Genomic DNA, 12,095 nt, shown 5'->3' with positions numbered 1-12,095 from the left:
AGGGCCCGCCGAAGCGGGCCCTCTGTTGGTGTGGGTACCGACTGTCAGGCGGTCGTCCACCAGGCCGTGGTGTCGGCGGGGAGCTTGGCCTCGCCGTCCACCTCGGCGATCTCGCCGCTGGCGAGGAGCAGGCGGCCGTGGGCCGGGGTGGTCACCGACTCGCCGGTCGTGTTGGCGACGCAGACGAACTCGCCGCGGCGGAAGGCCAGCACGCCCTCGGGGGCCTTCAGCCATTCCACCGCATCGCCGGCGCCCAGGTCCGGGTGCTCGCGGCGGGCGGCCAGGGCCGCGCGGTACAGCTCCAGGGTCGAACCCGCGGTGCCGGACTGCGCCTCCACGCTCAGCTCGGCCCAGACCGACGGCTGCGGCAGCCAGCTGCCACCGCTGCCGAAGCCGTACGACGACCCCTCGCGGGTCCACGGGATCGGCACCCGGCAGCCGTCGCGGAAGCCGTCCTGGCCCGCGCCGCGGAAGAACGCCGGGTCCTGGCGCACCTCGTCGGGCAGGTCTACGACGTCCGGCAGGCCCAGCTCCTCGCCCTGGTAGACGTACGCCGAACCCGGCAGCGCCAGCATCAGGAGCGTGGCCGCCCGTGCGCGGCGCAGGCCCAGTTCGCGGTCGCCCGCCGTGCGGATCTGGGTGCCCAGGCCGGGCGGGTTGGCGAAGCGGGTGGCGTGCCGGGTCACGTCGTGGTTCGACAGGACCCAGGTCGCCGGGGCGCCCACCGGGCGCATCGCCTCCAGCGTGCGGTCGATGCAGGTGCGCAGCTCCTCGGCGCCCCATTCGGTGCCCAGGTACTGGAAGTTGAAGGCCTGGTGCAGCTCGTCGGGGCGGACGTAGTTCGCGGTGCGCTCGACGGTCGGCGTCCACGCCTCGGCGACGAAGATGCGCTCACCGTCGTACTCGTCGAGGATCAGCCGCCACTTGCGGTAGATGTCGTGCACGCCGTCCTGGTCGAAGAACGGCATGACATCGTTGCCCAGCAGCTTGAGCTGATCGTGGGATCCCAGGTCCGGCAGTCCCTCGGCCTTGACCATGCCGTGTGCGACGTCGATCCGGAAACCGTCGACGCCCATGTCCAGCCAGAACCGCAGGATCGAGCGGAACTCGTCGCCGACGGCCGGGTGCTCCCAGTTGAAGTCGGGCTGCTCCGGGGCGAAGAGGTGCAGGTACCACTCGCCGGGCGTGCCGTCCGGCTCCGTGACCCGGGTCCACGCCGGGCCGCCGAAGATGGACTCCCAGTCGTTGGGCGGCAGTTCGCCGTTCTCGCCCTTGCCGGGGCGGAAGTGGTAGCGGTCGCGCAGCGCGGAGCCGGGGCCCTCGCGCAGCGCCCGCTTGAACCACTCGTGCTGGTCGGAGGAGTGGTTGGGCACGAGGTCGACGATGATGCGCAGGCCCACCTCGTGCGCGTCGCGGATGAGCGCGTCGGCGTCGAGGAGGTTGCCGAACATGGGGTCGACGGCCCGGTAGTCGGCGACGTCATAGCCGGCGTCGGCCTGCGGCGAGGCGTAGAAGGGGCTCAGCCACACGGCGTCCACGCCGAGGTCGCGCAGATAGGGAAGTCGGGAGCGTACGCCTTCCAGGTCGCCCATGCCGTCGCCGTTGCTGTCGGCGAAGCTGCGCGGATAGACCTGGTAGATCACCGCGTCCCGCCACCAGTCGCGACGATGAGCGACGGTGGCGACGGCGGAGGTCGGTGCCGGGTCGGCGGAGTGCTGGCTCATGGTGTCCTTGATACGTAAACGATTCGCGGTCATGGGGCTGCGTCGGGAGGGCGGTCGTCGAGGCGGCCGCGGCATCAGCGGGGTCGGATGGACACCGCGGCCGCCTCGGGTCTGGGGCCTGGCGGCCCGGGCATCAGCCCTTTGTTCCGCCTGCGGTCAGGCCGGTAACCAGGTTCTTCTGCACGAGATAGAAGAACGCGGAGACAGGTATCGCGATCAGCACAGCCGTCGCAGCCATGTACTGCCGCTGCGCGTCGTGTTCGCTGACGAAGGTCTGAAGCGCGACCGCGAAGGTGTACTTCGTGTCCGACAGCATGAACGTCGAGGCGAACGCGACCTCGCCGAACGCGGTGATGAAGCTGTAGAAGCCGGCGACCGCGAGCCCGGGCTTGGCGAGCGGCAGGATCAGCCGTACGAACGTGCCGAAGGGGGACAGTCCGTCGACCCGCCCGGCCTCGTCGATCTCGAACGGGATCGTGTCGAAGTAGCCCTTGAGCAGCCAGGCGCAGTACGGCACCGCGGTCGAGCAGTAGACCAGGATCAGACCGAGGTAGCTGTCGACCAGCTGGAGGTCGGAGAGGATCTGGTACATCGGCACGATGAGGACGGCGATCGGGAACATCTGGGTGACCAGAAGGACCCACATGAACTTCTTGTAGCCGGGGAAGCGCATCCGCGACACCGCGTAGCCGGTGGTCGCCGCGATGATCACGCCGATGAACGTCGTGCCGAGCGACACGATCAGCGTGCTCCACAGCCAGTCGAAGAAGTTGGTGTCCTGAAGGACGAACGAGTAGTTGTCCAACGTCATCTTCCCCCAGATGTCACCGGGGTGGAGATAGTCGTCCTTGTCCGGGCCGAGGGACAGGAACACCAGCCAGGCGATGGGGAAGAGGGCGATCAGGCTCGCCACGACGAGGATGCCGTGCGAGACGGCGGAGGCCGCGAGGCCGCGATCGCCGCGTCGGCGCACTGTGCCCGGGGTGGTGGCCACGGGGTTCTCCTTCTTCGCCTCGGCGGAGGTCTCAACGGTAGTGCTCATGGGAACTCCTGCCTCAGATCGCGAGCTGCTCGTCATTGCGGTTCAGCCAGCGGCGGTAGAAGGAGGTGAAGACGATCAGGATGGCCAGCAGCAGCATTCCGTAGGCGGCCGACTGGGCGAAGTCGCGCGGCTGCTGTCCGAAGCCGAGGTAGTAGGCCCAGGTGACCAGGATCTGGGCGTCCGGGGCGGTGTCGCCGAACAGCAGGAAGATGATGGCGAACTGGTTGAAGGTCCAGATGATGCCGAGCAGGATCACGGTGGAGCTGACCGAGCGCAGGCCCGGCAGGGTGACGTAGCGGAACTGCTGCCACCTGCTCGCGCCGTCCATCTCGGCGGCCTCGTAGAGGGTGGTGTCGATGGACTGAAGTCCGCCCAGCAGCGAGAGCATCATGAACGGCACACCGCACCAGGTGTTGACCATGATCGCGGCGAACCGCTGCCAGAAGGTGTCCTCCAGCCAGGCCGGGGTCGGCAGGTGCAGGAACTCCAGGAAGGAGTTGATCACGCCGCCGTCGGCGAGCATGAAGCGCCAGCCGAAGACGGTGACGAAGGTCGGCACGGCCCAGGGCAGGATCAGGATCAGCCGGTACAGGGTGCGGCCGCGCAGCTTCTGGTTGAGCAGCAGCGCGAGGCCGAGGCCGATCGTGTAATGCAGGGCGACACAGGCGGCCGTCCACACGATCGTCCAGATGAAGTGGGACCAGAACCGCTCGTAGGAGGTCTCGCCCCACAGGATGTCGGCGTAGTTGTCGAAGCCGATGAACTTGTAGGTGGCCTCGATCTCGTTGACGCCGATGGTGCGGGCCGTGTTGAGGCTGTTGGCGTCGGTGAGCGTCAGATAGAAGCCGTAGGCCAGGGGGTAGAGCACGAGGACGCCGAGGACGACGACCACGGGCGTGATCATCGCGTAGGCGTACCAGTGTTTCTGGTAGGCGTGCTTGAGGCGCTGGCCCAGCCCGGGCCGCGGCGCGCGGTCACCGCGGCGCTTGCCGGTGGCGCGGTCGATGGCGACTGTCATGGTTCTCGACACCTTCTGGAAGATCAGGAGTTGGGCCAGGCCAAGACCTGCGACCGTCGGGTCCCTCCCCCCTGTATCAGGCGGGACCCGACGGTCACGGGTGGTTCTACTTGCTGAAGTCCGGCACCAGCTTGGCGATGGCGGTCTCAGCGCTGCTCAGGCCCTCGTCGAGGTCCTTCTTGCCACCGGCGATGGCGAGCAGCTCGGTGTCCACCGGGCCCCACAGGGAGCTGTACTCGGGCAGCGCCGGGCGCGGCTGGGCGACGGCCAGGACTTCCTGGTAGCCGGCGATGCCCGGGTCGGCGACGACCTTGACGCTGTAGGCGTCGTCACGCGTGGGCAGCGTGGAGTTCTTCAGGGCGATGGTCTCCTGGGCCTTGGCGGAGGTCATGAAGTTGACGAACTTCAGGGACGCCTCCTGGTGCGCGGAGTCGGAACCGGCGTAGACCGACAGGTTGTGACCACCGGTCGGGGCGCCCTGACCGGCGGAGCCGGCCGGGACCTTGACGATGCCGAGGTTCTCCTTGTCCTTGAACGCCGAGCCCTTGTAGAAGTTCGTGATCTCCCACGGGCCCTGGATGATCGAGGCGACCTTGCCGCTGACGAACGCCTCCTGGATGTGGGCGTAGGCGTCGGCGGTGGTGTCGGCCTTGTGCAGGCCCTTGCCGTCGAAGAGGTCCAGCCAGGTGCCGTACGCCTTCTTGGCCTCGGCGGAGTTCACGGTGATCTTCTTGGCGTCGGCGTCGACGGTGTCGGTGCCCTCGCCGTGCAGGAAGGACTGGGCGTAGTAGGCCTGGGTGGAGCCCCAGTAGCCGTCGACGCCGGTCTTGGTCTTGATCGTGGCGGCGGCCTTCTTCAGGTCGTCCCAGGTCTCGGGGGCCTCGACGCCGGCCTTCTCGAACAGCTCCTTGTTGTAGACAAGGGCGAGGGTGTCCGTGGTGAACGGAGCGCCGTAGGTCTTGCCCTCGTACTTGGCCTGCTCGATCAGGTTCGGCTTGAACTTGGCCTCGTCGGCGAGGGCCTCGGTGCCGTCCAGCGGCAGGAAGAAGCCCTTCTTGGCGAAGGCGGGGGTCCAGCCGACCTCGGAGCGCAGGATGTCCGGGGCCCCCTTGGAGCCGGCGGCGGTGTCGAACTTGTTCTGCGCCTGGTCGAAGGGGACGTTGACGTACTTGACCTTGATGTTCTTGTTGGCGGCCTCGAACTCCTTGACCAAGGCCTGGTACGTCGGCGCCTCATTCGTGGCGTTGGAGGTGTCCCACCAGGTGATGGTGACCGGACCGTCGGCCTTGTCGCCGCTGTCGCCGTCTCCGCCGCAGGCCGTCGCCGCGAGGGCGAGGGACGCCACCAGCGCGGTGGCCGCTATGCCACGCCGCATGAGTTCTCCTTGAGGGTGAAAGCCCGTGTGGTGCAGGGGCAGGCCCCGTCTGCCTGCTCCCGCTGTCGTGCCGACTGCGCCGTTGCGGCCGCCGGGCGTCGGAAACGTAACAGCCATGTAAGCGCCGCGAAAGACCTTGCAGAAAAAAAGTGCAAGGCATCACCGAAGTTACCCGGGCGTGACCTCTTGGCGACTGCTGTGAGACCGTTGTTCTGCGGGGTTGAGCGGGCCTGGACGGTGTTGTGCAAGACTCTGCAAGCTCTTGCCATCCGTTTCACGAGGGGACGCCATGTCGCAGCAACCCGGCGCACGCCGGTCAACCGCCCGCACCCGGCGTCCGATTGGTGTGCAAGGCGACATACGGCCGGTACAGTCCAGTGCCGTGACCACACGGCTTGCGGATATCGCTGCGCAGGCGGGGGTGAGCGAAGCGACCGTCAGCCGCGTCCTCAATGGGAAGCCGGGCGTCGCCGCCACCACCCGCCAGTCCGTGCTGGCTGCCCTCGACGTCCTGGGCTACGAGCGCCCGGTCCGTCTGCGGCAGCGCAGCGAAGGCCTGGTGGGCCTGATCACCCCCGAGCTGGAGAACCCGATATTCCCGGCCCTCGCCCAGGTCATCGGCCAGGCGCTGACCAGGCAGGGCTACACGCCGGTGCTCGCCACCCAGACCCCGGGCGGCTCCACCGAGGACGAACTGACCGAGATGCTCGTCGACCGCGGGGTCGCGGGCATCATCTACGTCTCCGGACTGCACGCGGACACCACCGCCGACATGCAGCGCTACGAGCGGCTGCGCGCCCAGGGTGTCCCCTTCGTCCTCGTCGACGGCTTCTCCCCCAAGGTGCAGGCGCCGTTCATCTCCCCCGACGACCGCGCGGCGATGACGCTCGCGGTGACGCATCTGGCCTCGCTCGGGCACGCCCGGATCGGTCTGGCGCTCGGCCCGAAGCGGTTCGTCCCGGTGCAGCGGAAGATCGAGGGCTTCGTCCGTGCGATGCAGGATCAGCTGGGCCTGGCCGCCGACGTCATAGAGACCGAGCTGGTGCAGCACTCGCTGTACACGCTGGAGGGCGGTCAGGCGGCCGCCATGGCGCTGATGGACCGCGGCTGCACGGCGGTGGTCTGCGCCAGCGACATGATGGCGCTGGGCGCGATACGGGCGGCCCGGCAGCGGGGCCTCGAGGTCCCGAAGGACATCTCGGTCGTCGGTTTCGACGACTCCCCGCTCATCGCCTTCACCGACCCGCCCCTGACGACGGTCCGCAAGCCGGTTCCGGCGATGGGTCAGGCCGCGGTGCGCACGTTGCTGGAGGAGATCGGCGGGACTCCCGCGCCGCACAGCGAGTTCGTGTTCATGCCGGAACTGGTGGTGCGCGGTTCGACCGCTTCGGCCCCTGGGGACCGAAATCGTCCGTAGGGCGGATGGCGAACGGGCAGGTACTGTGCGGACGTAGGAGGGCGGGGCATCCGCCCGTCGTAGAACGTGCGACCGGAACCGGACCAGGGGATGATCGGTGGGGGAAGGCGTTTCTGGCAGACTCTGTGCCTATGGGTGACACGACCGTGACCGAGCTGGAAGACCGCACACAGGCGGCCGCTCCTGACCCCGTCACGGCGTCGGACCGGCCCCCGCTGCTGCACCGGCTGCGCGCCCCGCGCCGGCCCCGGCTGTGGTTCGAGATCCTGCTGATCGCGGTGAGTTACTGGACGTACTCACTGATCCGCAACGCGGTCCCGGAGCAGCGGGCGGAGGCGCTGCGCAACGCGGACTGGATCTGGAACGCGGAGCACACCCTCGGTGCCGCCTTCGAGCACTCGGTCAATGAGGCCGTGAACTCGGTGACTTGGCTGATCGTGGGCATGAACTACTACTACGCGACGCTGCATTTCGTGGTGACGCTGGGTGTCCTCGTGTGGCTCTACCGCAGTCACCCCGGCCGCTACGCGGCGACCCGTACGGTGCTCTTCGCGACCACCGGTGTGGCCCTGCTCGGTTACTACCTGTATCCGCTCGCGCCGCCTCGGTTGATGACCGGCGGCAACTTCATCGACACCGTGCTGGTCCATCAGACCTGGGGCTCGATGGCTTCGGGCGACCTGAAGAACATGTCGAACCAGTACGCCGCGATGCCGTCGATGCACATCGGCTGGTCCCTGTGGTGCGGGCTGACCATCTTCGCGCTGGCCTCCCTGCCCTGGGTCCGCATCCTGGGCCTGCTCTACCCGGTGCTCACCCTGGTGGTCATCGTCGCCACCGCCAACCACTTCTGGCTGGACGCGGTGGGCGGCCTGCTCTGCCTGGCCTTCGGCTACACGGTGGCCCGCCTCTGGTACGGAGCGCTGCCACACGCCCTGCCCCGACTGGCCCCGGCGCCTGCGCCTCGGCGGACACTGCTGCCGATGCGGACGCTGCTGCCGATGCGGAAGCGCTAGCCCTCCTCCAGCGCGGCCAGCGCGGTCTGCGCCTCCTGGCTTCCGGCTTCGGCGGCCTGCTGCCACCAGGCGGCGGCGGTGTCCGGGTTCTCCTCCATCGCCGCGTGGCCCAGGTTGTACATCGCGTTCGCGTCTCCCTGCTCGGCGGCCCGCTCCCACCAGTCGACGGCCTCGTCGATACGGTCCAGGCGGCTCAGCAGTGATCCGAGGCTGTTCATCGCGTTGACGTTGCCCGTCGCCGCGGCCCGTTCCAGCAGCTCCTCGGCGGCGTCGAGGCTGTCCTCGTCCTCCAGGCGCAGCGCGACGTTGTTCATCGCGTCCGGATCCCCGAGATCCGCGGCCTGCCGCCAGTACCGGTCGGCGGCGGGCGGGTCCTCGTCCATCACCAGGACGCCGAGGTTGTACAGGGCAGCCGCGTTGCCCCGCTCGGCGGCCTGCTCCAGCCAGTGGCGGGCCTCGGGCGGATCCTCGTCGAGCAGGGTGAGGGCGAGGTTGCGCATCCCCTCGTCCAGGCCCGCCTCCGCGGCCAGCCGGAACCAGAGCCGGGCGCCTTGCGCGTCCCGGTCGCGCAGGACGAGGCCCAGGTTGTTCATCGCGCCCTCGCTGCCCGCGTAGGCGGCCCTGCGAAACCAGTCGTGCTCGGCCTCCAGGCCCTCCTCCGCGCAGAGGACGCCGAGGAGGTTCATCGCGTCGGCGTCACCCGCCTCCGCCGCCCGGCGCAGCCAGTCACGGGCCTCGTCCGGATCGTCCTCGACGAGGAGTTCGCCCAGGTTGTACATGGCGAGGGCGCTGCCCGCCTCGGCGGCCTGCCGGAACCAGTGCCGGGCGCCGTCCGGGTCGTCCGCCTCGAAGCGCAGATACGTCCCGTGGTTCAGCATCGCGTAGACGTCGTGGGTCTGGGCCGCCCGCTCCGACCAGCGCACGGCCTCCCAGGGCCGCTCGGCGCGCAGGAGCAGGCCGTAGATCCCCATGGCGTCGGGCACCCCCGCGTGCGCCAGCGGCTCGTACGCCCTGAGCGCGATGTCCCGCCGGTCGGCCTCCAGGGCCCGCCAGCCGATGTTCGCGCGGGTTCCGGCGTCGTCCGCGCAGGCCTCCAGGGCGGCGTCCCAGACCGCCTCGGGCACCTGTTCCGCCTTGCCGTCGTGGTGGATCGGCGCGGTCGTGAGGCGGCCGTCCTCCTCTTCCAGCAAGGACGCCAGGGCGAGCCGGTCCTCGATCCGGATCGGGGCCAGCGCCCAGGCCAGCGCGTCCGACACCGCCTCGGGGGCGACGGGGGTGTCCAGGTAGGCGCGCGCCGCCAGGTCGAGGGCGAGGCCGGTGGGCGGGCCGCCGCCGATTCCGGTGAGCGGCCAGTCGCGTACGGCCCGCAGCAGTGCCTGCCGGACCGGGTCCGGGTCGGCGTTCCGTTCCATGAGGATGCTCATGGCCGTGGACATGTCGGCCTGGGCCCGCCACTCGGCCGCCTCCTCCGGGTGCGATCCGGCCAGCAGCTCCGCCAGGGTCTCCGTCGCCCCGGTGTGGCCCTCCTCGGCGGCCGTCCGGAGCCAGCCCAGCGCCGTTTCCCGGTCCTCGTCCAGCAGGGCGAGGCCGAGGGCGTTCGCCGCCGCGGGGTCGCCCTCGGCGGCGGCCCGGCTCCACCAGACCCGGGCCTCCACCGGATCGCCGGCCTCGGCCAGGCGACGGCCCAGCAGATACGGCGCGTCCTCCGCACTGTCCCCGCCCTGCGCAATGGCCCGCCGCAGCCAGTGCACGGCCTGCTCCGGGTCCTCGAGGCGGGCGCCCAGAGCGACCATGCCCGACGGTTCCCCCGCCTCGGCGGCCTGCGTGTAGTACCGAAGGGCCGCTTCCTCGTCGCCCTCCTGGGACTCCAGGTCACCCAGGGCGTACATGCACATCCCGTGCCCGGCCTCGACGCCCCGTTCCAGCCAGGTGCGGTAGCCGTCGGCGCCGCCCTGGATCGCGGCCTGGACGGCGAGGTTGAGCAGGGCGTCGGTGTTGCCCGCCTCGACGGCCCGGCGGAACCAGTACCGGGCGCCCTGGGTCAGCCCGTCCACGTTGAGCTCGATGCCCAGGTTGCGCATGGCCTCGGGATGTCCGGCCTCGGCCGCCCGCTCCAGCCAGTGCAGGGCGCCGGTGTGGTCACGGCGCCGGGCCAGGACCGTGCCGAGGTTGAGCATCGCCTCCTCGTTGCCCTCCTCGGCCGCCTGGCGGAACCAGCGCTCGGCCTCGGCCGCGTCGCCGCCGCCCTCGGTGAGGATCAGCCCGAGGTTGTTCATCGCCAGCAGGTTCCCGGTCCCCGCGGCCTGCCGGAACAGCTCCCTCGCCTGATCCGGGTCCTGGGTGTACAGCAGGGTGCCGAGGCTGTTCATCGCCTCGTCGTCACCGGCGTCCGCGGCCCGCCGCAGCCACTCCCGGGCGGTCTCCGGCTCGCTCTCCTCCAGCAGCCGGCCCAGGTCGACCATGGCCGCGACGCTGCCCGCCGCGACCGCGAGCTCGAACCACCGGCGCGCCTCCTCCGGCTCGTCCCAGCGCAGGTGCGCGCCGAAGTTGCGCAGTGCGTAGACGTCGCCGGTCTCCGCGGCCCGCCGCATCCAGTCGGTGCCCTCGGCGGGGTCCTCGCAGAGGATGCCGTAGATCCCCATGGCCTCGGCCTGTCCCGCCTCGGCGAGCGGGGCGAACACCTCGCGGGCCACGCCGTGCTCGTTCAGGGCGAGCGCGCGCCAGCCGACGGCCGACCGTGCGTCCTCGTCGTCGGCCGCCACCGCCACGGCCGCCTCCCACACCGCCTTCGGCACCGGGGGCTGGGCCTCGCGGCTGTCGAAGTCCTGGACGTAGTCGTTGACGGCGAGGGTGTCGGTGGCCTCGTCCGCCATCAGCAGGCTGTGCGCGCTGCGCCGGCCGCCGACGTCGACGGGGGTGCGCGCCCAGGTCAGGGCCTCCGCCAACTCGCCTTCTTCCGGGGGGTCCTGGAGGTAGGCACGCTCGACGAGGTCGAAGGCGAGCGGGCGCGGGACGGGGGTGGTCAGTCCGGTGCGGTGCCAGTCGAGGACCACGCGCAGCAGGTGCGAGCGGGCCGGGTGGTCGTCCGGGTCGGCGTTGAGCAGGCGTTGCACCAGTTGCGGTCCGGCGACGCACCACACGCCGAGCGCGATGCGCATGGCGACCGCCTGCCGCAGCGCCGCGTGGTTCACGCGCCGGGGCACCCGGGTGCGTTCGGCGGCCGACCACTCGCGCTGCCACTCCACCCGGCGGACCAGCGCGCGGTCGGTGAGCGCCTCGCCCACCGGGTTGTGCGACTCGGTGAGCGCGGCGAGTTCGTCGGAGCGGATGGTGCCGACCACGACGGCCCCGGCCAGCAGGAGCCGGCGCAGCATCTCGCGCAGTCCGCCGTGCTGGTAGCGCTCGACGTCGTCCAGCCACACCAGGGCGGAGCCGATCTCGTCCAGGGGCAGTTCGGTGACGTCGACGAGCATGTCCTCGACGGGGCGCAGCAGTCGGTGGCGGGGGAACTGGCGCCGGACCGTCTCCGCGGCCGAACGGCTCTTGCCCGCACCGGACTTGCCGGACACCAGCAGCATCCTTCTCGCCCTGGCCGCCTCGGCGAGCGCCAGGCTCAGGTCCTGGTCGCCGTCGCGGCGTACGTAGTTGAGGAACGGCGGCTCGCCGGGCAGGTCGACGCTCTTCACCCCGAACGCGCCGAGGTCGTCGAGTTCGTTGAGCCGGGCGGGCATGCCCTCGGGCCCCAGGCAGGTCAGGGACAGCGCCCGCCGGAACGCCGCCGCGTGCCGCGTCTGCGCCCGCACCGGAGCGCCGAGCCGGGCCAGGGCCGCCCCGAACTCCGGGCTCGCGTCGAGGACTTCGGCCAGCGGTACGCAGTACAGCCGCCGGTGCTGGTGTTCCCGGTCGGCGGCGACCACGACCGCGGCGAGCCGTCCGTCGCCGAGCACGACCCCCGCGCCGGACATCCCGCCCCAGCCCTCGGTGCCGGAGGCGGTGGAGGTGCCGGCGTCCAGCGGCATCCAGGACCGGGGCAGCCGCCGCCCCGCGCCGACCGGTGCCTTGGCCTGTCCGCTGGGCAGCAGCATGCCGCTGACCTGCTCGGTCTGGCGTACGACCCGTCCGGGGCCGCCCGGTTCGGGGTGCTGGGCCGACTGGTCGGGGAAGCCGATGGCCTCGCAGTCGGGTTCCGCGCGCCCGCCGAGCCGGACCAGCACGGGCGAGGCGGAGAAGGGGACGAGCCAGGCGGGCCCCTGGTCGTCGTCGCGGGCCGAGAGCAGTGCCAGGTCCCAGTCCTCGTCCTCCCAGACCACCTGCATCGGCACCCAACTGCCCACGCGCTGCTGGGCCCGCCGTACGACCCGGGCCTTGACCTCGTACCGGCCGTCCGCGATCACATGGCGGGCGGTGAGCACGCCCCGCATCCCGATCACGACCCCGGAGCCCTGTCTGCCCGGCGGCGCCCAGATCTCGGCCAGCCGGTCGTCCCACAGTGAGCCCATGCCC

Annotated in this window: 7 protein-coding genes; 2 read left to right on the top strand and 5 right to left on the bottom strand. The window is 70.7% G+C overall.

What is annotated here, in order from left to right:
- Positions 1 to 44: 44 nt before the first annotated feature.
- The 4 genes from BN159_RS30700 to BN159_RS30685 all read right to left on the bottom strand — a co-directional run bounded on the left by BN159_RS30700 (position 45) and on the right by BN159_RS30685 (position 5,159).
- A complete protein-coding gene (locus BN159_RS30700) occupies positions 45 to 1,724 on the bottom strand; it encodes a glycoside hydrolase family 13 protein (protein ID WP_041820044.1) in 1,680 nt (559 codons plus the stop codon).
- Between the two features lie 133 nt (positions 1,725 to 1,857).
- Entirely contained in the window at positions 1,858 to 2,766 is a 909-nt protein-coding gene (locus BN159_RS30695; RefSeq protein WP_015660912.1) for a sugar ABC transporter permease, read from the bottom strand.
- Between the two features lie 13 nt (positions 2,767 to 2,779).
- Entirely contained in the window at positions 2,780 to 3,784 is a 1,005-nt protein-coding gene (locus BN159_RS30690; protein ID WP_015660911.1) for a carbohydrate ABC transporter permease, read from the bottom strand.
- 106 nt (positions 3,785 to 3,890) lie between these two features.
- Positions 3,891 to 5,159 carry an extracellular solute-binding protein gene (locus BN159_RS30685; RefSeq protein WP_015660910.1) on the bottom strand — a complete coding sequence of 423 codons (1,269 nt, stop codon included), beginning with the start codon at positions 5,157 to 5,159 and terminating at the stop codon, positions 3,891 to 3,893.
- A 382-nt stretch (positions 5,160 to 5,541) separates the two neighbouring features.
- On the opposite strand from BN159_RS30685, the gene BN159_RS30680 reads away from it, so the two are divergent.
- The gene (locus tag BN159_RS30680; protein WP_041820042.1) at positions 5,542 to 6,576 is read left to right on the top strand and encodes a LacI family DNA-binding transcriptional regulator; all 1,035 of its coding nucleotides are present in this window, start codon (positions 5,542 to 5,544) and stop codon (positions 6,574 to 6,576) included.
- 131 nt (positions 6,577 to 6,707) lie between these two features.
- A complete protein-coding gene (locus BN159_RS30675) occupies positions 6,708 to 7,592 on the top strand; it encodes a phosphatase PAP2 family protein (protein WP_015660908.1) in 885 nt (294 codons plus the stop codon).
- Here the strand turns inward: BN159_RS30675 and BN159_RS30670 are convergent.
- Positions 7,589 to 12,091, bottom strand: a complete 4,503-nt coding sequence (locus BN159_RS30670; protein WP_015660907.1) for a trypsin-like peptidase domain-containing protein — start codon at positions 12,089 to 12,091, stop codon at positions 7,589 to 7,591. The genes BN159_RS30675 and BN159_RS30670 overlap by 4 nt on opposite strands.
- Positions 12,092 to 12,095: the final 4 nt, after the last annotated feature.

Origin of the sequence: Streptomyces davaonensis JCM 4913 (assembly GCF_000349325.1) — a bacterium.
GTDB lineage: Bacteria > Actinomycetota > Actinomycetes > Streptomycetales > Streptomycetaceae > Streptomyces > Streptomyces davaonensis.
The sequence above is the reverse complement of the archived record's forward strand: the minus strand, read 5'-3'. Positions and strand labels throughout refer to the sequence as shown.

Coding starts and splice junctions, on each gene's coding strand:
- BN159_RS30690 (WP_015660911.1), bottom strand. CDS start 3,784: ATGACAGTCGCCATCGACCGCGCCACCGGCAAGCGCCGCGGTGACCGC.
- BN159_RS30670 (WP_015660907.1), bottom strand. CDS start 12,091: ATGGGCTCACTGTGGGACGACCGGCTGGCCGAGATCTGGGCGCCGCCG.
- BN159_RS30700 (WP_041820044.1), bottom strand. CDS start 1,724: ATGAGCCAGCACTCCGCCGACCCGGCACCGACCTCCGCCGTCGCCACC.
- BN159_RS30685 (WP_015660910.1), bottom strand. CDS start 5,159: ATGCGGCGTGGCATAGCGGCCACCGCGCTGGTGGCGTCCCTCGCCCTC.
- BN159_RS30695 (WP_015660912.1), bottom strand. CDS start 2,766: ATGAGCACTACCGTTGAGACCTCCGCCGAGGCGAAGAAGGAGAACCCC.
- BN159_RS30675 (WP_015660908.1), top strand. CDS start 6,708: ATGGGTGACACGACCGTGACCGAGCTGGAAGACCGCACACAGGCGGCC.